Origin of the sequence: Rhodococcus sp. MALMAid1271 (assembly GCF_049195265.1) — a bacterium.
Lineage (GTDB): Bacteria > Actinomycetota > Actinomycetes > Mycobacteriales > Mycobacteriaceae > Rhodococcoides.
Genome location: NZ_JBMIRQ010000052.1, coordinates 59,577 through 84,409, shown reverse-complemented (window position 1 = coordinate 84,409; position 24,833 = coordinate 59,577). Strand labels below are relative to the sequence as shown.

At 64.8% G+C, this 24,833-nt stretch carries 19 protein-coding genes; 8 read left to right on the top strand and 11 right to left on the bottom strand.

From position 1 onward, the window contains the following. Positions 1-9: 9 nt before the first annotated feature. Positions 10-1,158, top strand: a complete 1,149-nt coding sequence (locus ACOQFP_RS05175) for an acyltransferase family protein (RefSeq protein ID WP_421583683.1) — start codon at positions 10-12, stop codon at positions 1,156-1,158. On the opposite strand, the gene ACOQFP_RS05170 is transcribed toward ACOQFP_RS05175, so the two are convergent. From ACOQFP_RS05170 to ACOQFP_RS05160, 3 genes are all read right to left on the bottom strand, one after another. Then, positions 1,136-5,416 (bottom strand): alpha-(1->3)-arabinofuranosyltransferase, encoded by a 4,281-nt coding sequence (locus ACOQFP_RS05170; RefSeq protein WP_421583682.1) that lies wholly within the window; start codon positions 5,414-5,416, stop codon positions 1,136-1,138. The two genes, ACOQFP_RS05175 and ACOQFP_RS05170, sit on opposite strands and share 23 nt — an antisense overlap. Before the next feature lie 22 nt (positions 5,417-5,438). Next, positions 5,439-5,609, bottom strand: a complete 171-nt coding sequence (locus ACOQFP_RS05165) for a DUF2613 domain-containing protein (protein ID WP_080730504.1) — start codon at positions 5,607-5,609, stop codon at positions 5,439-5,441. Positions 5,610-5,748: 139 nt separating this feature from the next. Continuing rightward, entirely contained in the window at positions 5,749-6,216 is a 468-nt protein-coding gene (locus ACOQFP_RS05160) for a universal stress protein (RefSeq protein ID WP_206489679.1), read from the bottom strand. Between the two features lie 154 nt (positions 6,217-6,370). Here ACOQFP_RS05160 and ACOQFP_RS05155 point away from each other — a divergent pair, with 154 nt between their 5' ends. Beyond that, the gene (locus ACOQFP_RS05155; protein ID WP_421583681.1) at positions 6,371-7,546 is read left to right on the top strand and encodes a glycoside hydrolase family 3 N-terminal domain-containing protein; all 1,176 of its coding nucleotides are present in this window, start codon (positions 6,371-6,373) and stop codon (positions 7,544-7,546) included. Positions 7,547-7,607: 61 nt separating this feature from the next. Beyond that, positions 7,608-8,210, top strand: coding sequence for a TetR/AcrR family transcriptional regulator (locus ACOQFP_RS05150; RefSeq protein ID WP_206489678.1), 603 nt, complete (start codon positions 7,608-7,610; stop codon positions 8,208-8,210). 78 nt (positions 8,211-8,288) lie between these two features. Here the strand turns inward: ACOQFP_RS05150 and ACOQFP_RS05145 are convergent, their stop codons facing one another. Both ACOQFP_RS05145 and ACOQFP_RS05140 read right to left on the bottom strand, forming a co-directional pair. Further along, complete coding sequence (locus ACOQFP_RS05145) at positions 8,289-9,146, bottom strand: MaoC/PaaZ C-terminal domain-containing protein (protein ID WP_421583680.1); 858 nt, start codon at positions 9,144-9,146, stop codon at positions 8,289-8,291. Then, a complete protein-coding gene (locus ACOQFP_RS05140; protein WP_206489676.1) occupies positions 9,143-10,489 on the bottom strand; it encodes a 3-oxoacyl-ACP reductase in 1,347 nt (448 codons plus the stop codon). Before ACOQFP_RS05140 ends, ACOQFP_RS05145 begins: the two co-directional genes overlap by 4 nt. A gap of 140 nt (positions 10,490-10,629) precedes the next feature. Here ACOQFP_RS05140 and ACOQFP_RS05135 point away from each other — a divergent pair, with 140 nt between their 5' ends. Then, a complete protein-coding gene (locus ACOQFP_RS05135; protein ID WP_206489675.1) occupies positions 10,630-11,928 on the top strand; it encodes an acetyl-CoA C-acetyltransferase in 1,299 nt (432 codons plus the stop codon). A gap of 137 nt (positions 11,929-12,065) precedes the next feature. Here ACOQFP_RS05135 and ACOQFP_RS05130 read toward each other — a convergent pair whose 3' ends face one another. From ACOQFP_RS05130 to ACOQFP_RS05110, 5 genes are read right to left on the bottom strand one after another with little or no spacing between them, the layout of a single operon-like run. Next, positions 12,066-13,385: an ABC transporter substrate-binding protein gene (locus ACOQFP_RS05130; protein WP_421583679.1), complete on the bottom strand. Its 1,320-nt coding sequence runs from the start codon at positions 13,383-13,385 to the stop codon at positions 12,066-12,068. Continuing rightward, positions 13,382-14,425, bottom strand: a complete 1,044-nt coding sequence (locus ACOQFP_RS05125; RefSeq protein WP_341244689.1) for a branched-chain amino acid ABC transporter permease — start codon at positions 14,423-14,425, stop codon at positions 13,382-13,384. Before ACOQFP_RS05125 ends, ACOQFP_RS05130 begins: the two co-directional genes overlap by 4 nt. A gap of 1 nt (position 14,426) precedes the next feature. Continuing rightward, a complete protein-coding gene (locus ACOQFP_RS05120; protein ID WP_206489672.1) occupies positions 14,427-15,305 on the bottom strand; it encodes a branched-chain amino acid ABC transporter permease in 879 nt (292 codons plus the stop codon). A gap of 26 nt (positions 15,306-15,331) precedes the next feature. Continuing rightward, entirely contained in the window at positions 15,332-16,054 is a 723-nt protein-coding gene (locus ACOQFP_RS05115) for an ABC transporter ATP-binding protein (protein WP_206489671.1), read from the bottom strand. Beyond that, complete coding sequence (locus ACOQFP_RS05110; protein ID WP_341244690.1) at positions 16,044-16,829, bottom strand: ABC transporter ATP-binding protein; 786 nt, start codon at positions 16,827-16,829, stop codon at positions 16,044-16,046. Before ACOQFP_RS05110 ends, ACOQFP_RS05115 begins: the two co-directional genes overlap by 11 nt. 184 nt (positions 16,830-17,013) lie before the next feature. On the opposite strand from ACOQFP_RS05110, the gene ACOQFP_RS05105 reads away from it, so the two are divergent. The 4 genes from ACOQFP_RS05105 to ACOQFP_RS05090 all read left to right on the top strand — a co-directional run bounded on the left by ACOQFP_RS05105 (position 17,014) and on the right by ACOQFP_RS05090 (position 22,836). Continuing rightward, positions 17,014-18,318, top strand: coding sequence for a helix-turn-helix domain-containing protein (locus tag ACOQFP_RS05105; RefSeq protein WP_307830785.1), 1,305 nt, complete (start codon positions 17,014-17,016; stop codon positions 18,316-18,318). A gap of 229 nt (positions 18,319-18,547) precedes the next feature. Further along, positions 18,548-20,809, top strand: a complete 2,262-nt coding sequence (locus tag ACOQFP_RS05100) for a VanW family protein (protein ID WP_421583678.1) — start codon at positions 18,548-18,550, stop codon at positions 20,807-20,809. A 148-nt stretch (positions 20,810-20,957) separates the two neighbouring features. Next, complete coding sequence (locus ACOQFP_RS05095; protein ID WP_421583677.1) at positions 20,958-21,449, top strand: flavin reductase family protein; 492 nt, start codon at positions 20,958-20,960, stop codon at positions 21,447-21,449. Between the two features lie 400 nt (positions 21,450-21,849). Next, entirely contained in the window at positions 21,850-22,836 is a 987-nt protein-coding gene (locus ACOQFP_RS05090) for a type IV toxin-antitoxin system AbiEi family antitoxin domain-containing protein (RefSeq protein WP_421583676.1), read from the top strand. A gap of 129 nt (positions 22,837-22,965) precedes the next feature. Here the strand turns inward: ACOQFP_RS05090 and ACOQFP_RS05085 are convergent, their stop codons facing one another. Beyond that, entirely contained in the window at positions 22,966-24,801 is a 1,836-nt protein-coding gene (locus tag ACOQFP_RS05085; RefSeq protein ID WP_206489533.1) for an acyl-CoA dehydrogenase, read from the bottom strand. Positions 24,802-24,833 lie beyond the last annotated feature (32 nt).

Genomic DNA, 24,833 nt, shown 5'->3' with positions numbered 1-24,833 from the left:
GACGGCACCATGAGCACTCGAGTCGACTCGGCATCCGTCGTACCGCTACGCGGGTTCATCCCGGCACTGGAGGGGATGCGTGCGCTGGCCGCGATCGGCATCGTCGTCACCCACGTCGCCTTTCAGACCGGGGCTGCCACGTCGCCGCTGATGGGCCGGGTATGGGGCAGGTTCGATCTCACGGTGGCGATCTTCTTCGCGCTCTCCGGATTTCTGCTGTGGCGTCCGCACGCCGCGCAGGCCAGGGGGCTTGAACAGGCCCAGAGCGCCCGCCGCTACTTCTGGTCGCGGGCTGTGCGCATCCTGCCCGCGTACTGGGTCGTCGTCGTGCTGGTGTTGCTGTTCCTTCCGCACGCGGGTGGGGACTACCGAGTGTGGTTGGCCAATCTGTCTCTGACGCAAGTGTTCGTGCCCCTGACGTTGACCGAGGGCATGACGCAGATGTGGTCGCTGTCGGTGGAAGTGGCTTTCTATCTGCTCCTGCCCGTGTTCGCATGGCTGATGGTGCGCCTTCGAGGGGCGTCGGCCCGGTATCGGATCTGGGTACTGCTCGGCGCAGCTGTCGTGACGCTGTCGTGGGCGTTCGTGCCGGTCACGACCGCAGACGCGATCCATCACGACAACTGGCTGCCCGGGTATTTCCCATGGTTCGCGGCCGGGATGGTGTTGGCGGAAGTGTCCGTCGGACCGCAGATATGGGTGCATCGCTGGGCACGGCGCAGATGGGTGATGCCCTCGTGTGCCGTCGCGGCCTTCGTGCTGTCGGCTACCCCGTTGGCCGGCCCACAAGGATTGGTGCGGCCCGAGCCGTGGCAGTTCGAGTTCAAGATCGTGGTGGGGGCGGTCCTCGCGTTCGCGATGCTCTCGCCTCTGGTGCTCGCAGATTCCGGCCGACGCCACCGAGTACTCGAGCATCCGGTGATGCTCACGCTCGGCCGGTGGTCGTACGGAATCTTCATCTGGCACCTGGCCGTTCTAGCGGTGGTGTTCCCGGTGTTCGGAATAGTGCCGTTCTCGGGAGGGATGTGGTTCGTGTTGGCGGTGACCCTGGCATTGTCGATACCGGTGGCCGCGGCCAGCTACGCGTTGGTCGAAGAACCTGCTCGACGACGCCTGGTGCCCCGCAAGAGTGATGTCACGGCTTCCGCATCGCGCTGATCGCCAACGCGACAACTCCGATCAGAGACGCCAGCTGCACCCAGTAGGACCCGCCGACGTATCCATCGGGAGACCGCCACGGTCCCAATGACAGGAGTGCCGCACCCAGCAGGGCGAATCCGCCTGCCACACAGACCGAGACACGGGCCGAGAGTGCTCGCCCGTAGCGGCGGTCCAGGAACACGGCACCGGCACCGAGCACGGCAACTGTGACCACCCCGGTTGTCCCGGCCAACACGATTGCTGCCGCAAGCAGGGCCACGAACGCAGCGCCGACGCTGCTCCACGGGCGCGGCGACGGGTCCGAATTCGGCACACTGTGAGGCCGCCGGATCGCGGCGAACAGCAGCGGGATCAACAGCAACAGGCCACCGAAAATGCCGAGTCGGTACCAATGGTCGGTGGTGAAATCCAACGAGACGGTGCCTGATGCCCCTGCCGGAACCAGCCAGGCCTGTTGCCACCCGTCGACGACTACGGGGGTCAGCTCCGTACCGCCGGAAGTGGTTGCGCGCCAGCCGCTGTTGTTGCTCTCCGGGATCACCAGCAGACGATCCGCGGATGCGGAGGCGAGCGTCACCTCGCGGTGATCGGCGCTCCAGGCGGTCGTCCGCGCAGGCTGCGGGCTGGAGCTGGTCGGCCACTCGGCCGGAATGGGCATGGTGCGCAAACGAATACCGTCGACGAAGAACGACGCTCCTGGTTCGACCACCACGTCCTGGCGGCCCTGGGGCAGCGAGACCGGGTTTACGAAGTTCTCGAGCGCCGGAGTAGCGGCGTCGCAGACCGAGGCTTTCAGGGGTTCGCCGGATCGGAATTGGTCTGCCGTGGCAGTCACCGAGGTACGTACCGTCTGCCCGGCAATGGAGATCAGCGGACCGTTGAAGCAATCGACGGTGATCTCACGATTACCGTCGTACGGCGCACCGATCGCTTCGCCGTCGGACAGCGGTGTGACTTCCGCGAACCCGGGCGGTTGAGATTGCACGAATCCCAACGAGTTCCGATCCAACACTCCGTCCCAGTCCACGATGGACAGCACGATTTTGTCGGTCACGTGTGGCGGCAGTTCGAGTGTCGTCGAACCGTCTGCCTCGACGTCGCGTACCACCGGTCCGTTGCCGAGGTTGACCGCGACGCGGGTGGGATGGGCCGGGAGTGCACCCAGACTGGGGCTGAGCCGCAGCCCGTCCACCAGTGTGGGAGAAGGCAAGTCGATGGTGAGCGTGGGGTAGGTCCCGGCCCGGTCGGTGATCGACTTCTCCGGCGCGGTCCAGGACGTGCGCGGATCACCATCGGTGGCCGCGAAGGCGGAACCGCGCAGATCCGCGACGTCCGATGCCCCGGTGGCCAGCGGCCTACCCGGTTGCGCCAGCAGGGCCTCGAGTTCGGGGGACTGTCGCGTCCGTACCGTCAGCTCGGGGATGACTGCTGTGCCCATCGGCACCTGGATCGTGCGCGAGAAGCGGCCCAGTTCCTCGGGTGCCTTGGACAGGCCACTGCTACAACGGATCCGATCCTCGGTGTCGAGGCATCCGGAGCGTCCGGGGAGCTCCTGGCCGAGTTCCCAGGCCTCGACGCTCGCCCCGGCCGGGGTATCGGGCAACACCGCGCGGTGCACGATCGACACCGGCTTCGGATTGTCTCGATCGGAATAGTCGTCCACCGAGACTTCGCTGATGCCGAACTGGCTTCCGCGGGTCCCGTCGACCGTCGACTTCGCGGTGATCCGCAGCCACGGTGTGTCCCCACCGGGCAGCGATACCGTCATCGGGTCACCCGGTTTGTCCACTCGCGCAGCCGTGGACCCGTTCGGTGTGGTGATCTCCACCCATTTCACCGGGTCTCCGATCGTCCCCGGGCTGGTGCGCATGTGCAACAGGCCGCCGCGTACCGGGGTATCGAAGTCCAGTTGAAGCCATTGCCCCACAGCGCGTTCGATGCCGTTGCTGATCCAGCTGGTCGCCAGATCCCCATCCACGGCCGCAGCGACGCCGCTGCCAGGGGAGCTGCCACCGATCTGCGTCGCGTCCGATGCCGAACTCGACGCCGTCAGAGTGGCACCCTCCCACTCGCCGTCCACGGTCTTCGCCCCGTACACCGGGTAATCGGGAACCTCGTTGAGTGATCGCCGAGGTTCGTCCGCAGCCCGCAGCGCAGAATTGTGATTGTCGACCTGGCCGAAGTCCGTCTCGCGGTTCATCGGCGTGTCCGTCACGGTCACCGCATCGACAGGTAGTCCGGCGGCAGCTGCGTCCGATGCCAGCAATGTGGGTCCTGCGGGTACTGGTGTGCGAATCCCGCTGTTGCGCAGTTCGTTCGAGCGCAAAATGGACTCGGGTCCACCCTGGACCACTGGAACTCGATCGAGATCGACGGTGTACGGGCCGGATGCGGGTACATTTGCCGAGCCACGCACCGAGTAGATCTCGACCGCAGGGTAGGGCGGTCTCAGATCACCGTCGAGCACGACGCCATCGACTCGACCGGGGGCGACGTCCTCACCGAATTCGGCCACCTTGGTCAACCCCGGCGAACCGTCGAGCACCTGGTGCACCGAGGCCGGACGGGTGGATCGGGAATCCTCGGGATCCAGGTCGTTACGCACGACGACGTAGCTGATGCCCTGCCCTATCAGGGTGTCGGCCAGCCCGGGCGAGGGCTGACCGTCGGCGAAGAGTCGTTGTACGGAGTCCAGAGCCCGAATGGCTCCGGGCGGAGTGAGCGGAACGGCGTCGCGGACCGCCCAGGGGGTGGTCGCGAGGGCCTGCAGTGGTTCGTCGCGAGTCAGTCCCCAGGTCTGTAGCGCGAAGGGGGCTCCGGGTACGACCAAGGCCCGCTGCGCGTCGGAGCCGTCCGGACTCGAGCCCGACGCATGGTCGGTGAGCCAGTCCGCGGCGTCGTGCCAGTACTGCGGAACTGCCTCGTACGCCCCGCGGGGAGCGAGCTTGCCCGTCCAGGCCAGCGAGGTGGACAGCGCCAGTGCCACCAGGACCAAGGCGGTGACGGCCAACATCGGGTGCTTCTCGGGGTGCGCGGCGGCCGACCGCCACTGCGGACGCGGCACGGACCCCGGTAGTGGGACGCGGCCCACCAGATGAGCCAGGCCGAGCACCAACGGAATGCGAATGACCGGCTCCAGCTTGTGCACGTTGCGTAGCGGAGCGCCCCCGGAATCGAGGAACAGCCGGACGCTGCCGGCGAACGGGCCGTCCAGGTCGCCGACGAATCCGGCTCCGAGACCGACCAAGCCGACGAAGAGCATCACCGTCAATCGGCCACGGGCAGGCATGGACCGCATCGCCAATCCCGCGATACCCGCTGCGGCGATCAATCCGGTCGCGATGACGGCGGCAGGCTGGGTCACCAGCACGGCACCGGCCACGCGTTCGGGAGAGACGAACGGTGTCCAGCTGCCGGTACCGCGCAGCACCTCCGTCAGCGATGTCCATTGGGTGGTGGTGCCCGAGGACTCGATGTAGTCGAGAAACGGTGGCGAGACCTTGCCGAGCAACAGCAGCGGGACGATCCACCACAGTGTCGCGAGCACCAGGAAGCCCGCCCACCAGGCACCGAAGACGAACCAACGTCGATTCGGACGATGCATCAGCATCCAGATCACCGCGACCAACACCGCTGCGGCGGTCGCGACGGCATTCACCGCGCCCATCAACGCCGCGGCAAGTGCTGATTGTGCGGCGGCGCGCTGCACCGTGAGTGTGGCGGGCACCGAGCCCGGATCTCGGGGTGGTTCGGCGCGATCCACTCTCAGATAGCGCACGATCGGGATCAGTACCCACGGCGCGAGCATCATCGGCAGCGTCTCGGAGGAGATCGATGCCAGGGTGGTGATCACGCGCGGAGACAGTACGAACGCGACGGCAGCTATCAGACGAGAGCTGCGGCTACCGATGCCGAGCGCTTCGGCGAGCCGGACGATGCCCCAGAAGCCTGCGATGAGCAGGAGCGCCCACCAGATGCGTTGGGTGATCCACGGTGGGATGGACAGCAGGTCGGCACCTGCGAAGAACGCTCCGTGTGGGAAGAAGTAACCGTAGGCCTGGTTCTGCACCTGGCCCAGCGGTGCGGCACTGTTCCACTGATGCGAGGCGCGTTCGAGAAATCCGAGAGGGTTCTGCGCCAGGTCGTACTTGGTGTCGGCGACGGTGAAGCCGGGGACCTGCAGGAACGTGAGGAGAAACGCCAGAGCCGAGACGCCGAGAAGCCATTTACGGCCGAGCGGCTCGGCCGAGATCATCGAACCACGAGAGCGACCAGCGTCAGCGGCTGCCGTACTCAACCTGGTTCAGCAAGGAGGAGTCGGCGTTTCCGGTGCGATCGATATCCGGACGAGAGTTGTCGGCTGCGGCGGCGGTGACTCCGAACACGACGCCCGCACCCAGCACGGCACCGACGACGGCGGCAATGACACCCGGGACAGCGAACTTCATCTCGGTTCTCCAGTCAGTCGGCTCAGGTCAGAGATGGGTGAGGTGGACCCCCACGCGGGCATCACGGTATCACTGACAGGAGTGAAGCCTGCGGAATGACCCGATTGACCTCGAGTGAAGCCTGCGGAGGACGGGTGCGTTACTGGCCGGGCGGGACGATCAGGACCGGGCGGTGGCTGTGTCGTAGCACGTGCTCGGCCACGGAGCTCTGCAACAGTGCGCGCAGACCGGTGGCCCCTCGGGTGCCGGTGACGATGATGTCGACATTCATCTCGTCGGCTTTTTCCACGATGGCGCTCCAGATGGCGGTGGTGCATTCGGTGCACTGTCCCTCCACCTCGAGGCCGGCGGCTTCGGCCAGTGCGACGCCTTCGCTGTTGGTGACTTTCGCGTCGGTGAGTGCGACGTCCTCGGCTTCGTCGTCGGGGACCCATTCGGGCTGCATGACTCCTGAGAGACCGGACATTCGCGCGGCCTGACGGACCATGGGCTCCCAGGCGGTGACGACGATTGCGCGCGAGGTGGTGAGAAACCGTCCCGCGTAGTCGATTGCTCGTTTGGCGTTGTCGGAGCCGTCGTAGGCAATGAGTATGAGATCTGCGGTCATGGTTCGAAACCCTCCTCATGTCGCGTTGGTCCAGATTACCGCTCCGGTTGGGATCGATGTGGCTTCCAGTCGCTCGGAGTGCACAACAAAACCACATCGATCCGAAACCCCGGGGCGATGGCAGCCCTTCCGTTCTCGGCTACCGTCTTGTTCCATGCGACTTCGGTTTTCGGTTCGGTCCGCTGCGGTGATGACAGTCGGTGTGGGTTTGTTGGTTTCGTGCTCCACCGAGTCCGCTCAGGTTGCGTCGACGCAGTCGGTGACAGCCGACCCGACGACGACGGTGGCCGGGAGCACCGAGATGCAGCCGGCTCCTCCGGTCGACGCGTGCGTTGCGTTCGTGGACGGGTTGTCGGAGCGGCAGCGTTTGGCTCAGTTGCTCACCGTCGGAGTCACCGGAACGCAGGACGCGGTCCAGATCATGTCGACCGAGCAGGTCGGCGGAATTTTCATCGGGAGTTGGACCGACGAGTCGATGCTGAGAAATCGGGAGGTACCTCAGGTGCTCGACGCGTCCGCGGTGGCTCCGATGGTCACGATCGACGAGGAGGGCGGGCGGGTCTCGCGGGTGGCGGATCTGTTGGGAGAGGCGCCGTCGGCGCGGGTGTTGGCTCGGACGATGTCGGTGGACGAGGTATATCAGGAGGCCCTCACCCGCGGCCGAGGGTTGAAGGATCTGGGTGTCACCGTGGATTTCGCCCCGGTGGTCGACGTGAGCGCGCAGCCCGACGATTCGGTCATCGGCGACCGGTCGTTCTCCGATGACCCGCAGGTTGTCATCGAGTACGCGGGGGCTTATGCGCGGGGCCTGGAGGATGCAGGAATCAAGCCGGTGATCAAACATTTTCCGGGGCATGGTTCGGGTTCGGGCGATTCGCACACCGGTGCGGTGAGCACGCCCCCGCTCGACGAGTTGAAGACCAAGGATCTGTTGCCGTTCGCTGCTCTGGACGACACCGGTGTTGGCGTCATGGTCGGGCATCTCGATGTTCCCGGGCTGACCGATCCCGGTGTTCCTGCGAGCATCAGCCCGGCGGCGATGGCGTTGTTGCGCGATGGCGTCGGCTTCGGGGCGCAGCCTTTCGACGGTCCGATCTTCACCGACGATCTCAGCGGCATGGCGGCCATCACTGCCCGGCTCGGGATCGTCGACGCGGTGGAGGCAGCGTTGGTTGCGGGTGCCGATGTGGCGCTGTGGCTGACAACCGATCAGGTGCCGGCGGTGTTGGACAATCTCGAGGACGCGGTGGCCAGTGGGCGTCTGTCGGCGGCCGAGGTGGACCAGGCCGCAGCGACGGTGGCCCGGTTCAAAGGGGCGTGCGGCACCTGATTGGGTGTACCGGACCTTACTGTGGAGTAACGTCTAGTGCTTCGTACGTATTGGAGGGTCCATGGCTGGCGGCACCAAGAGATTGCCCCGCGCCGTCCGCGAGCAGCAGATGCTGGACGCGGCGGTAGATGTTTTCTCCGACAACGGTTTTCACGAGACGTCGATGGATTCGATTGCCAAGAAGGCCGCCATCTCCAAGCCGATGCTGTATTTGTACTACGGGTCGAAGGAAGAGCTGTTCGCCGCCTGCATCCACCGCGAGGGTCTCAAGTTCGTCGAAGCGTTGACCCCTGCGGCCGATCCCACTCTCACTCCGCGTGAGCAGCTGCGCAGGGCGTTGATCGGTTTTCTGGGATTCGTGGGCGAGAACCGCAAGTCGTGGATGGTGCTCTACCGTCAGGCGATCGGACAGCAGGCCTTTGCCTCCCAGGTGCAGAGCAGCCGGGATCGTCTGATCGAGTTGACGGCGGGTTTGCTGGCGATGAGTACCAGGGATCCGGAGCAGTCTCAGAACTTCGGTTTGATGGCCGTCGCGCTGGTCGGTGCCGGTGAGGCTGTGGCCGACAGGGTGGCAGGCGGCGAGATCGAGGTGGATGCGGCCGCCGACCTGCTCGAGAACCTGGCGTGGCGCGGCCTGGCAGGCAAGAAGGCTGCCACTACCTAGTTGTGCCCAACTCGAAGTCATGGACGAGATTCGCGAGGAATCCGTCCATGACTTCGAGTTCGGCGGGCAGAGCTGAAATCAGCGCAGGGTGCCCGTCAGATGCGGGTAGCCCTTCTTCGGGTTCTTCAGCGACAGGTCCCACCCGGTACCGACGGCATCGGCGTAGGCGTTCACGGTCGCGGGCAGAACGATCGGCTTGCCGAAGCGGATGCGGTAGTTCACCGCTTCCGGGATTCGACCCTCGACGGTCTGCAGAACTGCCGCAGCGCTCCACATTCCGTGCGCGATGGTCTTCGGGAAGCCGAATGCCTTTGCGCCGAGCGAGGATACGTGGATGGGATTGCGGTCTCCGGAGATGGCCGCGTACCGGCTGATGATGCGCTGGTCGACGCGCAGTGTGCGCGTCGGGGGCGGCGGAACCTCGTCGGCGGGCGGTGCCTCGCGAGGACCACCGGACAGTGAGGTCTTCTGCAGGCTCAGGAAGCTCGAGGTCTGCTTCCAGACCAGCTCCCGGCCCACATTGACCTCACTGATCACGTCGACGAGCAATCCCTTGCGGTGCTCACGCAGGTTCTCCGCGTGTACGCGCACGTCCAGCGGCTCGGAGGCGGAGATGCCGCGGAATTGTTCGATGACGTTCTCGGCGTGCACCGAGCCCATGGCGGCGAACGGAAAGCCCTTCGACACCATCAACTTCATCACCGTAGGGAAGACGAGGGTGAACGGATAGGTGATCGGAAGGCGATCGCCGAACCGTAGTCCTGTCGTGCGGCAGTAGCCGGCCAGGTTGTCCGGGTCCACCCGGAGGCCTTTGAGTTCGTAGACCGTGCTGGGAACCGAGGACGACTTGGATCCGAAGAACGGCAGCGCACCCAACGCGGCCGCGGTGTAGAGATCGGACGTCTTCGGCTGCGCGGTCAGCGTGACGGTGCTCATGCGCCGATCAGGCTCTGGCCGCACACGCGCACCACCTGTCCGGTGACGGCGTTGGATGCCGGAGATGCGAAGTAGGAGACCAACTCTGCGACGTCCACGGTCTCGCCGCCCTGTAGCAGTGAGCTCATCCGTCGTCCGGCCTCGCGGGTGGCGAACGGAATCGCAGCGGTCATCGCGGTCTCGATGAAGCCGGGGGCGACGGCGTTGATGGTGATGTTCTTCTTCGCGAGCACGGGTGCGGAGGCGTGTACGAGGCCGATGACGCCTGCCTTGGACGTGCCGTAGTTGGTCTGGCCGCGGTTGCCTGCGATGCCGGCAATGGACGACACGTCGACGACGCGGCCACCGTCCTTGAGGGCACCGGATGCAATGAGCTCGTCGGTGATGCGCTGCGGGGCAGCGAGATTGACGCCGATGACCGAGTTCCAGCGGCCGTCGTCCATGTTGGCGAGCGTCTTGTCGCGGGTGATGCCTGCGTTGTGCACGATGATGTCGGCTCCGCCGTGACGTTCGAGCAGGTGCTTGCTCAGTACCTCTCCGGCGTCGGGCGAGGTGACGTCGAGTGCGAGCGAGGTGCCACCGACCTTGTTGGCCGTCTGCGAAAGAGCTTCTCCGGCAGCGGGAATGTCGGCTGCGATCACGGTTGCTCCGTCGCGGGCGAGAACCTCGGCGATGGTGGCACCGATGCCGCGGGCTGCTCCGGTGACGACGGCCACCTTGCCTGCGAGCGGCTTGTCCCAGGATGCGGGTGCTGTCGAGTCGGCGTCACCGACGACGATGACCTGGCCGTCGACGAAGGCGGACTTCGCCGAGAGCAGGAAGCGCAAAGTCGACTCGAGTCCGGAGAGGCCGGTGGAGGCATTGGGGGAGATGTAGACCAGCTGGGCGGTGGAGCCGCGTTTGATCTCCTTGCCGACGCTGCGGGTGAATCCTTCGAGGGCGCGCTGCGCGACGTGCTCGTCGACGCTCGAGGTCTCCTCGGGGGTGGTGCCGATGACGACGACGCGTGCCGACGGGGCCAGGTTGCGAATGACCGGCTGGAAGAACTGGAAGAGCTGCTCCAACTCGGCGACGTTGCCGATTCCGGTGGCGTCGAACACCAGCCCGCCGTGCTTGTCGTCGTGCGGCTGCGACTGCGGGTAATCCGAGAGCAGTTCACGCAGGGGTTCGACGAGACGACCGCTGCCACCGATCAGTACCGGTCCGGCCAGCGGCGGTTCGCCTGCTTTGTGGCGACGCAGCTTCTCGGGCTGCGGCAGGCCGGCCTGCTTGGCGATGAAGGCTCCCGGCGCGGACGCGAGGAACGTTGAGTAGAGATCTGGGGCTCCCTTGGAGGCTGCCACTGTCGTACCTTTCATTCAGCGCTGCTCGCTCGAGGAGCAAGGCGCACGACCGGGTGTCGACAACCAACTTACTCGCCAGTAAGATGAAACTCCACCAGGGCCATTCCCCACGATGCTGGGGACGATGTTTGGAGACGTCAGTGACAAGCAAGCAGCTACGACCGGTCGCAATCGTCGGTGGCAACCGCATTCCGTTCGCGCGTTCGGACAAGAAGTACGCGCTGGCGTCCAACCAGGACATGCTGACCGCCACCATCGACGGACTCGTCTCGCGATTCGGACTGCAGGGCGAGCGCCTCGGTCTCGTCGCCGCCGGTGCCGTGCTCAAGCATTCGCGTGATTTCAACCTCACTCGCGAGGTCGTTCTCGGCAGTGCGTTGAGCCCGTACACCCCGGCCTTCGACATCCAGCAGGCCTGCGGCACCGGCCTGCAGTCGATCATCGCCGTCGGCGACGCCATCGCATCGGGCCGTATCGATGCCGGTATCGGTGGCGGTGTCGACACCACCTCCGACGCCCCGATCGGCGTCAACGACGAACTGCGTGAATTCCTGCTCTCCCTGAATCGGGCCAAGAGCACCACCGACCGCATCAAGCTGCTCGGCAACGTCCGGCCCGGAATGCTCGGCATCGAGATCCCGCGCAACGGCGAGCCGCGTACCGGCCTGTCGATGGGTGACCACGCCGCCATCACCGCCAAGGAATTCGGCGTCCGCCGCGAGGACCAGGACGAACTGGCCGCAGCGAGCCACAAGAACATGGCGGCCGCATACGATCGCGGTTTCTTCGACGATCTGGTGACGCCGTTCCTCGGTCTGACCCGCGACGACAACCTGCGTCCGGGATCGACCGTCGAGAAGTTGGCCACCCTCAAGCCGGTGTTCGGAACCAAGCTGGGCGACGCGACCATGACGGCCGGTAACTCGACGCCGCTCACCGACGGTGCGTCGGCCGCGCTGCTGTCCAGCGACGAGTGGGCTGCCGAGCGCAACCTTCCGGTGTTGGCGCACCTGGTCGACTCCGAGACCGCTGCGGTCGATTACGTCCACGGCAACGGCTCGTTCAAGGACGGCCTGCTGATGGCCCCGACCTACGCGATTCCGCGTCTGCTCGCCCGCAACGGCCTGACCTTGCAGGACTTCGACTACTACGAGATTCACGAGGCGTTCGCTTCGGTGGTGCTCGCGACTCTGCAGGCCTTCGAGAGCGACGAGTACTGCAAGGAACGTCTTGGTCTGGACTCGGCGCTCGGTTCCATCGATCGCAGCAAGCTCAACGTCAACGGATCTTCGCTCGCTGCGGGTCACCCGTTCGCGGCGACGGGCGGACGCATCGTGGCCTCGCTGGCGAAGATGCTGGCGGAGAAGGGTTCGGGCCGCGGCCTGATCTCGATCTGCGCTGCCGGTGGCCAGGGCGTCACAGCCATCATCGAGCGCTGATCACTGCAGCGTCGGCTGCTCACGATCCGGGGGACACAGGGTCGGCGGATCCGGTAGACGAGGGGTTTTCGGATCTGCTGACCACTACGTGAAGAAGGGCACGCAGGGTTCGCTCTGCGTGCCCTTCTCGCGTCCGATCAGCCGGGAATGCCGCTGTCCGGCGGGGTCGACTCTCCGCCGGTGTACTCCACCACTGCCGAGTCACCGATATCCGTCTGCAGCACCGGAGTCAGGTACTCGGGCACTCCTCCGCGGATTTGGAAGACACTGGCACCGGAGATTCCGAGGTGACTCGAATCCGAGTACCGGAACGGAGCCAGCTGCGGGCCTTCGAAGTCCATGCCGCCGTCCTGGATGGCCGCGACGATTCCCTCGCGGGTGGGGTTCTCACCGGCCGCCTCCAGGGCTTGCACGAACGCATATGCCTGACTGAGCCCGTAGACGCGGTAGTTCGTCAACGGCTCACCGTTTCCGTTCTCCGCCCACACCTTCTGCCACAGTTGGGTCCACGGATTCTCCGGCGAGTCGACGCCAGGGATGTACTCCAGCGAGATCATCCCTTCGAGGGACTGCGCGCCATCGGTGACCGCACCCTGGGAGAACCGTCCGAGCAGAGAGCCCACGAGATCGACATCGGAACCGATCGAGCTGTAGAACCACTCGGGGTCGTAGTTGAGCCGCATGGCAGTCAGCTGGCTCAGCGCGGTGTACGAGGGCACGTTGAAGCCGAGGACCAGATCGGCTCCGGCACCCTGCAGAGCCGCGATCTGAGGTGCGACGTCGGTGTTGCCCGAGGTGTAGCGCACCACCTCGACTATCTGATCGTCGAGGTACTGGCGCACGGCCTCCTCGCTGTCTCGGCCGAGATCGTCGTCCTGGAGGAACAGGCCGACCTTGGCGTCGGGCCGGTTCTTCGTCACCCAGTCACCGATGATCTTGCCCTCGACCTGGTAGTCGGGTTGCCAGCCGAAGGTATTGGGGTACTTCTCGGGATCGTTGCCCCACATGATCGCTCCGGAGGAGACGAACAGGTCCGGCACACCTTCTTCGTTCAGGAAGTCGATGACGGCACTGTGGGTCGCCGTGCCGAGTCCACCGACGACTGCGAACACCTCGTCCTGCAGCACGAGTTCGTTGACGACCTGGGTAGTGGTGGTGGGATCGTACGAGTCGTCTCGAACCACGTATTCGATCTGTCTGCCGTTGATGCCGCCCGCGGCGTTCACATAGTCGAAGTACGCCTGCGCACCCGTGGGAATTTCGCTGTAGCCGGGTGCCGCGACCCCGGTCAACGGAAAGTGGGCACCGATCTTGACCGAGGTGTCGGTGATACCGACCGTCGAGCCCTCCGAGGTGTCCGTCGCCTCGTCCCTACCGCCCGCCCCGCAGGCTGCGGCCAACGAGACCACGGCGATGAGCGCGGTCGTTCTGACCGCCACCGATCCGATCTTTTTCATTTCTTCTCTTTTCTGGTTGAACGCAACTTTCGAAACATGCCCACCAAACCCAGTGGGGCGAAAAGGATGACCAGGACGGTGAAGATTCCTGTCACCAGTGGTGCGAGTTCGGCCGATTGCAGACTGCTCAGCCCCAGATCGAGCCCGAGGTTGGTCACTACCGGTGGGATGTAGGTCAGCAGCAAGGCCCCGATCAACGCTCCGGACAGGGTGCCGAGACCGCCGATGACGACCGCCGAGAGCAAGGTCAAGGACAGCGTCAGCGTGAATCCACTCGGGGCTGCGATCCGCGCGGACATCGCCAGCACGGCACCGCCCGCGCCCGCACATGCAGCGCTGACGACGAACGCCAGAATGCGGGCACGCCCCAGGTCGATACCGGCAAGTTCGGCGGCGACCTCGTCGTCGCGGACTGCGCGCCAGCGACGTCCGATCCGGCTGGACGAGATGTTCGCCAACAGGAAGAACACGATGACGAGCAGAATCCAGCTGGCGTATGCAACGAATTTCGTTCCACTGAGCTCGTTTCCGGTGACGAAGTACATCACGTCGTCGATCAGTTGTGGCACTGTCGGTGCCGGAACGACCAATCCCTGCTCGCCGCCGAGATAGTCCGAGAAGTACAGTGCCAGGCCGGGTACGGCGACGGCGAGCGCCAACGTCGCACCGGCCAGGTACGGCCCGTGCAGCCGGGCGGCGGCCACTCCGACCACAACACCGACCACGGCCGAGATCACCGTGGCGGCAAGCAGCACCAGGGGCACCGACCATCCCGAATCGTTGGCGCGGAGCATCAACGCCGCGGTGTACGCGCCGACGGCCATGAACGCGCCGTGTCCGAGCGAGAGTTGGCCACTCAACCCGGTCAGCACGGTCAAACCGCCGGCCGCGATGGCCAGGTACGCGACCGAGGTGAGCTGACTCTGGCGGAAGGTGCTCAGCGATTCGAGGGCAAGCACGATGACGACGAGTCCGATTACCGCACAGAGGAAATGGCGTCGTACCGGGGTTGCGGCGAGACGCGTGAGGGTTGCGTTCATCTCACACCCTCCTTGCTGCAGCGTTGGCGAACAATCCACTCGGTCGGACCAGAAGGACGACGATCAGGATCACCAGGGCCGCGCTCGATACGAGATCCTGACCGAGATAGCCACTGACGAAGCTCAGTCCGATGCCCATGAGCAGCCCGCCGACCACCGCGCCCGCCGGACTGTCCAGGCCGCCGAGGACGGCTGCGACGAAACCGAATACGACGATCGAGTCCATGTATCCCGGATGTACCAGTGACCCGCCTGCGATGAGCAGCCCTGCCAGTGATCCGACCACTGCAGCCAGAGCCCAGCCAAGGGTGAGCATTCGGCTCACGCGTACGCCGAGAAGTTTTGCGACCTCCTGCTCGAATGCGCTCGCACGCATCTTCAACCCCAGGTCGGTGAAACGGAACAGCAGGATCAGCAGTGCCAGCACCACCAGGACGGCGATGATCTTGAAGATGTCGTAGCCGGTGATTGCCACGTTGACATCGCCGATCCGTTGGCCGGTCAGGCCGAACGGTGCTGGAAAGGAACGGAATTGGTTGCCGAAGATGATTGCTGCCAGGGCGTGCAGGATGATGAACAATCCGAGCGTCAGAATCACCGGGTTGATATGCGAGGAACTGTCGACGAACCGGATGACGAGCCGTTCGACGAGCGCCCCGAGGAGTAGACCGCTCAGTAGTGCTACTCCGAATCCGATCCAATACGAGTAACCCGCGTCGATGACGACGAGTGCGACGTAGGTGGTGATCATGGCCATGGGGGCCTGGGCGAAGTTGACGATGCGGGTCGATCGCCAGATGAGAACGAGAGCGAGCGCGAATGCGGCATAGATCATGCCGGTCGTCACGCCGTTGATGAGGATGGTCAGCAGTTGTTGCACTGTGGCAGAAGTCCTTTCCGCTTGCTCTAGAACCCGAGGTAGGCGTGTCGGAGGGCGTCGTCCCCGGCGAGGGTGTCGGCGGGGCCTTCCATCGCGACCTTGCCCAGATCCAGGACCACGGCGTGTTCGGCGATCGACAGAGCGCTCCTCGCGTTCTGTTCGACGAGGACGACGGTCATGGATTCGGAATCGACCAGTGCGCGGAGAGTCTCGAAGATCTGCGCGGAGACCTTCGGGGCGAGTCCGAGTGATGGTTCGTCGAGAAGCAGTACCGATGGTGTCGCCATCAGGGCTCGGCCGATCACCAGCATCTGCCGCTCCCCGCCGGACAGGGTGTGCGCCGAGGACGCTTTCCGCCCGGTCAGTGGCGGGAACATGTCATAGATCCGGTCCAACGTGACTGCGTCGTGGCTTCGGTTGCGTCCCAGCGCGCCGAGTCGAAGATTCTCGTCGACGGTCAGTTCGGCTATCACTCCTCGGCCCTCGGGAACGTGCGCCAATCCTTTGCGGGACATACGGTCCGGCGCTATCCCGACCACATCGACGCCTGCGAGTTCGATGCGCCCGGACGTGGGTCGAAGCAGGCCCGAGATGGTGCGGAGCAGTGTCGTCTTCCCTGCTCCGTTCGCTCCGAGTACGGCGGTGATTGCTCCGGCCGTCACGGTCATCGACACCGAATCGAGTGCGGTGACCGGTCCGTAGCGAACGGTGAGGTCGACGATCTTCAGGTGAGCCGCGTCAGTCTTCATGTGCCACTTCGTTTCCGAGGTATGCAGCCAGAACGGCAGGGTCCTCGCGGATTTGCTCGGGTGTACCCTGAGCGATGACTTTGCCGAAGTCCAGTACGTAGATCCGGTCGCACACGCTCATCACGAGGTCCATGTGATGTTCGACGAGCATGACCGACGTCGCGGGTCTGTCTGGTTCGGAATGGCCCGGTAGTGCTGCAAGAGAGCGGATTTCCTCACCGAGTTCGCTCATTTCGTCGCTGGACAGACCCGAGGCGGGTTCGTCGAGCAGGAGCAGTGTCGGCTCGCTCACGAGAGCGCGTGCGAGTGCCACGCGTTTGCGGACCGCGTACGGCAGGCTCGGTGGTAGTCGGTGGGCGTAGTCGTCGATCCGCAGTCGTCGCAGTGTGGCCATCGCTGTCGACCGCACCGCTGCGTCGTCGGAGGCGCTCGACGGCAGGCCGAGGAGGCCGGCGAGAACTCCGGTGCGAGCTGTTCGGTCGGCACCGATCATGACGTTGTCGAGGACGGTCATTCGATCGAACAATCCGAGCCCCTGCAGTGTTCTGCTCATGCCGAGCCGGGGAAGGTCGTGGGGTCGCAGGCGGGTCAGGGGTTCGCCATTACGGCCGAGGGTTCCCGATTGCGGGCGAACGAGTCCGCACGCGACATTGAACAGGGTCGTCTTACCCGCGCCGTTGGGGCCGATGACGCCCAGGACTTCGCCCGGGCGCACTTCGAGACTGACTCCGGAGAGCGCGACGATTCCGCCGAAGGACACGTCTACATCGGTCATGGTGAGGACTGGGTCCATCGTGTCGAGAGAGTTCAAGTGATGCACCTCACAATCTGTTGCGATCACTATGGTGCGTTGGGCACATCGGGCGATATGGGCGCTGCGCACAGAATCTTTGGGTCGCAGGGCACCAGTACCGGTCAAATCGCCCTGTGATGTGGGCTGTGTGCGCAAAACTACGAGGGTGGGTGCTTCCGCTGATCAACGAACCTCGACGCGTTCGGCTGCCCGTGGCGCGGTGACGGACTCGGACCAGGAGAAGATTCGGAGTGCGTGGGCCGCGTTGACGCCCCGCGCCGACGCCATCGCAGACTCGATCACGTTGGCGCTGATCGAGCAGGAACCGGCGTACCTGGCCAGCCCTACTCCGGATATCGCGGGCGAGATCAGGCGAAGTACCCGCGAGCACATCGGTCAGGGCCTCCGCACGCTGTCGGGTTTGCCTGCTGCCAGCGACAACACCCGCGAAGTGTGGCGTCGTACCGGGAGGGAGCGAGCTCGCCAGGGTATTCCGATGGAGTTGGTGCTCAAGGCGTACACCCTCGGCAGTCGCACGCTCTGGGAGGAGTTGATGCTCGAGCGCGAGCAATGCCGGTCCAGAATCGACGAACATCTGCTTCTGGTGGCCGGTCAGCAGCTATGGCGTGCGCTCGACAGTCAGTACGAGACTCTCGTCGAGGCGTACCGCCAGGAGAGTGCTCGGATGCAGCAGCGAGACATCGCCAATGTGTTGGAAATCCTCGACGGGCTGCGCTCGGGTCGGGGCGGCGATCCGGCGTTCGTCATCGAGGCCCGTGCCACTCTCGGTCTGTCCGCGTCGCAGCAGATCGCCTGCGTGGTCGGACCGCTCGACGATCAGGGAGCGCCGCCGCTACCAGCGCCCGAGGACGCTCTGGATCAGATCGGTGCGGTGTCGCATTGGAACACCCGGGACGGACACCAGTTCGCACTCGTCGCGCTCGGCACGGGTTCGTGGAATTCGGTGGTGGAATCGCTCGCGGCTCAGGCCGTCGGGCCGGTCGGTGTCGCGCATTCCCCGGAGGGAGTGTCGTCCTTCGCGGCGGCATATCGTCTCGCGGCATTGACCGCCGAGACGGTCAGCGAGGCCAGCGGGGTGGCACTGGCGACGGATCGACTACCCCGAGTGATCATGGCCGCCGATGATCAATCCTCGGAATTGCTCGTGCGGCATGCGTTGGGCAACCTGTGGACGCATCCGGAACCACATCGAGGAACGCTGCTCGACACGTTGGCTCACATGCTCGCGTCCGACGGCTCGCCCACCAACGCCGCCAAGGCGCTGTACTGCCACCGCAACACCGTCATCTATCGCGTTCGCCGAATCGAGGAGTTGACCGGTCATGATCTGACCGATCCGCGAGATCGGCTGCTGCTCACTCTCGCGCTGGTCAGGACTGGTCATTGGGTCCGGGCCGTCGGAGAAGGCGACAGTTCGACATCGACCGGTTCATTCATCCGAATGAACTGACGAAACATTTTCGAGCTCGGTGTAACGGTCGGTCGAGGAATGCATATAGTCCCGGTGGCTCCGTACTGCTGCCTGACCCCCGACCCGGCAGCAGTGCGGGGCCTTTCTCGTTGGTCGCATTCGACTGTCTCGAGGTGAGCGCCGGTGTTCGGTTTGCGTAAGCTCGTGCCCGGGGTACGCCGGCCAGAAGCGAATCTGACATCGAACGGTGGTCCTGGAAGGGTCGAACGTGAGCGAGCGCAACAGTAGGTCGGGTGATGCGCCCATCGAGGGCGAATCGCAGCCCGACGTACCGCCGTACGATGCGCCCACCGAGGTCTTCGGGGCTGTCCGCGGCGAGGCCGACGGAACCGATCATGCGTCCGAGAACGAGGCGGATGGCACCCACTCCGAGCAGGAGCTCGATGCCTCGGTTGCCGATGCCGATGCTTCTGATGTCTCTGATGCCGATGGTGCCTTGGTTACCGACGAAGCCGACGCTGCTGTGTCCGACGCCGGCGAACCTGAGGCCGTCGATCCCGAGGCCGCCGAGCCCGACGTTGCTGAGTCCGAGTCCGAGTCTGAGGCCGAGGACGAGGACGTTGTCGCTTCGGCGGACGATGTAGAGACGAGTCCGCCGGTCGCGCACTCGGACCAGATGCCCGTCGCGGACGAATCTCCGACCATCGCACAGCCGATCGTTCCGGCGCAGCCGGAAACGCCTGCTCACAGCTCCGGTGGAACCGGGTTCGTCCCGCCGTGGAGGAAGATCGCCGTCGGTGCCGGTGCGGTGGTTGCCGTTCTGACGTTGCTGTACGCAGCAGACTGGTTGGCCTCCAGCGACCGGGTACCGCGTGGTGTGACCGTCGCCGGTATCGACGTCGGAGGCAAGAGTCACTCCGATGCCGAGGCCCTGTTGCGTTCCGAGTTGGGCCAGCGAGTCGAGCAACCCGTGCAGGTCGACGTCGGCGATCGGATGGTCGAAGTGGTCCCGTCCGCTGCCGGTCTCGATGTGGACTGGAATGCCACATTGGACCGCGCGGGGTCGCAGCCGATCAATCCGATCACCCGGTTGACGTCGTTGTTCGGCAGCCGCGAAATCGGCGTGGTGTCGACGACGGACGAGCAGGCCTTGACTGCTGCCGTGGATCGATTGCGGGACGAGACCGATCGAGAAGCCGTCGAAGGTGACGTGGTGTTCGAGGGCAGTACTCCGGTAGCCATCGCACCATTGGACGGTCGGGTGCTGGACGCCGACCAGACGCGTCGCAACCTGCAGACCGAATGGGCCTCGGGTGCAACGGAAGTCGCCTATGCGTCGACGCCCGTGTCGGTGACGCAAGACGCGGTCGACCGAGCCATGGCCGAGGTTGCGGTACCTGCCACATCAGCACCGGTCATCGTCGAGGGTCGGGAGAACGTCGACGCGATCCTGCCACCGGATCGAGTCGGCGAGGTTCTGCGCTTCGATCCGGACGGGCAGGGTGGCCTGACTCCGATCTACGACACCGATGCGGCCACCGGAATCCTCGCACCGCAACTGGTCAGCACCGAGATGCCGCCGAAGGACGCGTCGTTCACCTTCTCCGGCGGCGCGCCCACAGTCGTGCCAGGGGTGATGGGCGAACTGGTGGAGTGGCGCAAAACTCTCGAGCAGTTGCCCGCTCTGCTGGCCGCCAACGGAGATCGCACCACCGACGCGATCTACGAACCCGCCCCGCCCGCACTCACCACCGAGGGAGCTCAGAATCTGGGCGTGCGGGAGGTCATCGCCGAGTACACCACCGGTGGGTTCGAGTACGCCTCGGGCGTCAACATCGGACTGACCGCGCAGATCGTCAACGGCGCTCTCGTGAAGCCGAAAGAGACGTTCTCGCTCAATGGATACACCGGTCCGCGAGGCACAGCACAGGGCTTCGTCGAGTCGGGGATCATCGACAACGGGAGACCGGATCGCGCCGTCGGCGGTGGCATCAGCCAGTTCGCGACGACGCTGTACAACGCCGCCTACTTCGCCGGGATGGAAGACACCGACCACACCGAGCACAGCTACTACATCAGTCGCTACCCCGAGGCCCGCGAAGCGACCGTCTTCGAAGGTGCCATCGACCTGAAGTTCACCAACCCCGACGACACCGGCGTGGTCATCGAGTCGTTCGCGGATGCGTCCAGCGTGACTGTTCGGCTGTGGGGAACGAAGACGGTCGACGTCGACTCCATCACCGGGCCGCGAACCAGATTCACCTCTCCGAACACCATCACTCTCCCCGCCGGTCCGGGCTGCATCGCATCCGGTGGGGGCCAGGGCTTCACCGCCAGCGATACCAAGGTGATCACCGATGCCGCGTCGGGCAGGGAATTGTCGCGGAACACCAGAACGGTGAAGTACGACCCGATTCCCATCGTGAAATGCGTGGAGCCCGAACGCCCGGATCCTTCTCCGGAACCGGAACCGGAACGGCGCACCGACCCGAGACCTGCACCGGAACCCGAGGAGGGATCGGACGGTTGATGTCTGGGCATATCGGCTCCGATGGTGGCATCACCGCCGGATCGGGTGTTTGCTGGTGGTAGATGTGCGCTCGAAATGAATGTGTCCGTGCGGGGGTTGCACAGCGCAGGTGCGAAAACTGCATCACGATCGAAAGGGAGTGTCGTCCATGACCCTCACACGTACCGTTCTCGATCAGCAGACTCTGCGCGAGGCTTACGCTCAGTTCCCCAGCGGCGTCGTTGCGATTGCTGCGGAGATCGACGGGGCTCTGGTAGGTCTGGCGGCCAGTAGCTTCGTGTCGGTGTCGATCGATCCGCCACTGGTGGCGGTCTGCATACAGAACACCTCGACAACCTGGCCCAAACTGGAAGCGGCACCCAGTATCGGAGTCAGCGTTCTCGGCGAGGCCCACAACGATGCCGTCCGCACCCTGGCGGCAAAAACCGGTGACCGTTTCGCCGGCCTCGATCTCACCGTTACCGAAGGGGGAGCCGCCTTCATCGTGGGCGCCACCGCGTGGCTGGACACCACCATCGAGCAGCACATCCCCGCGGGGGACCACGCCATCGTTCTGCTTCGTATCCATTCCCTGGAAGTGCAGAGTGAAGTGAACCCAATCGTGTTCCACGGCAGCAAATTTCGCAAGCTCCAGCAGTAGCAGTTCGCCCGGGCCGCCATCACCGCGCCGCCCCATCTCCCGCCGCCACCCAGCTCGCGCCGCCCCGCCTCGCCCACCTCACGCCCGTCCCACCTCGCGCCGGCCCCACCTCACCCCGGCCAACCTCACCCCCGCCCCACCTCACCCCCGCCGGCAACCTCACCCCCGCCTCCCCCGCCCCGCCTCGCGCAAACGCGCGCGCACTTGCCAAAAGCGCGCGGATTGGTGCCCGCACGAGGGGCGATTCTGCGCGCGTCTCGCAAACGCGCGCGCTTTTGCGGTGAGGCTGACTCCCCCGAAACTGGTACATCCGTACCCGTATTCATCCACAGGCTCGAAACCGTCCACAGGCGACCGCATCTGCGTCGGAATCGCGGTGCGCATAGCCGAGACTCGGAGCATGAAGGATGACCGAATGGTGCGACGCTCGGAAGCATTGGCAGCCGGGAACGCCGACCACGAGCTACGCGCGCTGTATCAACGCGGAGGCTGGGATCGATTCGTGAACGGTGTCTACGTGCCGTCGTCGAGGCTGGTCGAGCTCTCGGGGCAGGAGCGACATCGATTGCTGATCGACGCCATGCTGCCGATGATGGCTGACGGCAGCGTCATCAGTCATCGTTCGGCCGCGTTGCTGCACGGATTACCATTGCCCGCAACAGGATTCGACAAAGTCCACGTCACCCGGCACGGCCGTGGTGGAGGTCGAAAGAACGCATCGGTGATGGTGCACCGCGCGGCATGGGTGCCGACGGTGAAGGTCGACGGTATAGCCGTGACGTCGTTGGCTCGGACGGTGGTCGATCTTGCCCGAACCGAATCGCTTCTGACGGCGGTCATTGCCGGTGATGTGGCACTGAAGCGTTGTGATCCACAGGAACTTGACGCGGAAGTGCAGCGCGCCCGCGGGTGGAAGGGGATTGCTCGGGCCAGACGAGCTGTGGATCTGATGGACGGGCGCAGTGACAATGCCGGTGAATCACAGAGTCGGGTCATTTTGTGCGAAGCCGGATTCGATGCCGAACCCCAAGTTGAGATCCTGGACGTCGATGGACGATTCGTTGCCCGCGTCGACTGGCTCGTCAACGGAGTGCTCGCCGCCGAGTTCGATGGCAAGGCAAAGTACACCGAGTATCTCCGGCCGGACGAGAGCCCAGGCGACGTGGTGTTTCGGGAGAAGCTACGAGAGGACGCCGTGCGCGAACTGGGTTATCCGGTGGTGCGCTGGACCTGGGCCGATCTGGCCCGTCCGGCGGAGTTGACGGCGCGAATCCGTCGAGCGGTGGAGCGGGCCGCCTGCCTGCCTGCACCGCTGGGGAGCGTGCGAAGTACCTCGTGTCCGCCACAGCCGCGCGCGGATTTGTCAGGCGCGCGCGAAATAGTGTGAGTATCGGTGAGAATATGCGCGCACCTGGCAAACGCGCGCGCATTTGCGCCCCAGCACGGGCGACCCAGCCCCCCGAAACACGACAACGGCCGCACCTGCGATCAGGTGCGGCCGTTGCTGGTCAGGGAATCAGAATGCTGCTTCGTCCAGTTCCATGATGTCGTTGTCGATGTTGGTCAGGATCGCGCGGGTGGCGGTGAGCTGCGGGAGGATGTTCTTGGCGAAGAACGAGGCCACTGCGACCTTGCCCTCGTAGAATGCCTTGTCCTTGCCTTCTGCACCGTTGTCGAGCGCGGTGATCGCGATCTCGGACTGGCGCAACAACATCCAGCCGATGAGCAGATCTCCGAAGCCCATCAGGAAGCGCACCGATGCCAAGCCGACCTTGTACAGCTCGGTGGGCTGATCCTGAGCGCCCATGAGGTGCTGGGTCATCGAGGTGACGATGGCCTGTACGTCCTCGAGTGCGGTGGCGAGCAGTGCCCGCTCGGCCTTGAGGCGACCGTTTCCTGCTTCGCTGTCGATGAACGACTTGATCTGTCCGGCAACGTGGGCCAGGGCTACGCCGCGGTCGCGGGCGATCTTGCGGAAGAAGAAGTCCTGCGCCTGGATGGCGGTGGTGCCTTCGTAGAGCGAGTCGATCTTGGCGTCGCGGATGTACTGCTCGACGGGGTAGTCCTGCAGGAAGCCGGAGCCACCGAAGGTCTGGAGGGACTCGGCGAGTACCTGGTAGGCGATTTCCGAACCGACGCCCTTGACGATGGGCAGCAGGAGATCGTTGACGCGGTAGGCGATGTCTGCGTCGGCGTCCGAGACCTGCTTTGCGGTGATCGGGTCCTGGTGTGCGGCCGTGTACAGGTAGACCGCGCGGAGGCCTTCCGAGTACGCCTTCTGCATCATCAGACTGCGGCGCACGTCGGGGTGGTGGGTGATGGTGACGCGCGGTGCGGTCTTGTCCGTCATCTGCGTCAGGTCTGCGCCCTGGACGCGTTCCTTGGCGTACTCGAGTGCGTTGAGGTAACCGGTGGACAGGGTGCCGATTGCTTTGGTGCCGACCATCATTCGAGCGTGCTCGATGACGTCGAACATCTGCGCGATGCCCTTGTGGACCTCGCCGACGAGCCAACCCTTGGCGGGGACGCCGTGTCCACCGAAGGTGAGTTCACAGGTGGTGGAGGCCTTGAGGCCCATCTTGTGCTCGACGCCGGTCACGAATGCGCCGTTGCGCTCGCCCAGTTCGCCCTTCTCGAAGTCGAAGAGGATGGACGGTACGAAGAACAGGCTCAGACCCTTGGTGCCGGGGCCTGCGCCTTCGGGACGGGCGAGGACGAGGTGAAATATGTTCTCGAACAGGTCGTCCGAGACGGCCGAGGTGATGAAGCGCTTGACGCCTTCGATGTGCCAGGAGCCGTCGTCCTGCTTGATGGCTTTGGTGCGTCCTGCGCCGACGTCGGATCCGGCGTCGGGCTCGGTGAGGACCATCGTTGCGCCCCATTCGCGCTCGACGATGACCTTCGCCCATTCCTTCTGCTCATCGGTTCCGTTGTGGTACAGGATGTTTGCGAATCCGGGGCCTGCGGAGTACATGAACGCTGCCGGCTGTGAGCCGAGGAGCATCTCGTTCATTCCCCAGAGCAGGTTGCGGGGCACTGCGGTGCCGCCCACTTCCTCGTCGAGGCCGACGCGCCACCAGCCACCGTCGTAGAGAGCCCTGAACGACTTCTTGAAGGACTCGGGCAGCTTCACGCTGTGAGTCTCGGGATCGAAAACCGGCGGGTTGCGGTCTGCGTCGGCGAAGGACTCCGCCAGCGGGCCCTCGGCGAGGCGCACGATTTCGCGCAGCATGTCGCGGGCTACTTCGCCGTCCATGTCGCCGTAGTTGTCGCCCGCGAGTGTCTCGTCGAGGCCGAACAGTTCGAAGAGGTTGAACTCGAGATCCCGAAGGTTGCTCTTGTAATGGCCCATTGCTCGTTCGCTCTCCCAGTCGGTGGTGCGGT

Bases quoted from the DNA above. Each gene is read 5' to 3' on its own strand.
- ACOQFP_RS05175 (WP_421583683.1), top strand. From the start codon at position 10: ATGAGCACTCGAGTCGACTCGGCATCCGTCGTACCGCTACGCGGGTTC.
- ACOQFP_RS05170 (WP_421583682.1), bottom strand. From the start codon at position 5,416: ATGATCTCGGCCGAGCCGCTCGGCCGTAAATGGCTTCTCGGCGTCTCG.
- ACOQFP_RS05165 (WP_080730504.1), bottom strand. From the start codon at position 5,609: ATGAAGTTCGCTGTCCCGGGTGTCATTGCCGCCGTCGTCGGTGCCGTG.
- ACOQFP_RS05160 (WP_206489679.1), bottom strand. From the start codon at position 6,216: ATGACCGCAGATCTCATACTCATTGCCTACGACGGCTCCGACAACGCC.
- ACOQFP_RS05155 (WP_421583681.1), top strand. From the start codon at position 6,371: ATGCGACTTCGGTTTTCGGTTCGGTCCGCTGCGGTGATGACAGTCGGT.
- ACOQFP_RS05150 (WP_206489678.1), top strand. From the start codon at position 7,608: ATGGCTGGCGGCACCAAGAGATTGCCCCGCGCCGTCCGCGAGCAGCAG.
- ACOQFP_RS05145 (WP_421583680.1), bottom strand. From the start codon at position 9,146: ATGAGCACCGTCACGCTGACCGCGCAGCCGAAGACGTCCGATCTCTAC.
- ACOQFP_RS05130 (WP_421583679.1), bottom strand. From the start codon at position 13,385: ATGAAAAAGATCGGATCGGTGGCGGTCAGAACGACCGCGCTCATCGCC.
- ACOQFP_RS05125 (WP_341244689.1), bottom strand. From the start codon at position 14,425: ATGAACGCAACCCTCACGCGTCTCGCCGCAACCCCGGTACGACGCCAT.
- ACOQFP_RS05115 (WP_206489671.1), bottom strand. From the start codon at position 16,054: ATGAAGACTGACGCGGCTCACCTGAAGATCGTCGACCTCACCGTTCGC.
- ACOQFP_RS05110 (WP_341244690.1), bottom strand. From the start codon at position 16,829: ATGACCGATGTAGACGTGTCCTTCGGCGGAATCGTCGCGCTCTCCGGA.
- ACOQFP_RS05095 (WP_421583677.1), top strand. From the start codon at position 20,958: ATGACCCTCACACGTACCGTTCTCGATCAGCAGACTCTGCGCGAGGCT.
- ACOQFP_RS05090 (WP_421583676.1), top strand. From the start codon at position 21,850: ATGAAGGATGACCGAATGGTGCGACGCTCGGAAGCATTGGCAGCCGGG.
- ACOQFP_RS05085 (WP_206489533.1), bottom strand. From the start codon at position 24,801: ATGGGCCATTACAAGAGCAACCTTCGGGATCTCGAGTTCAACCTCTTC.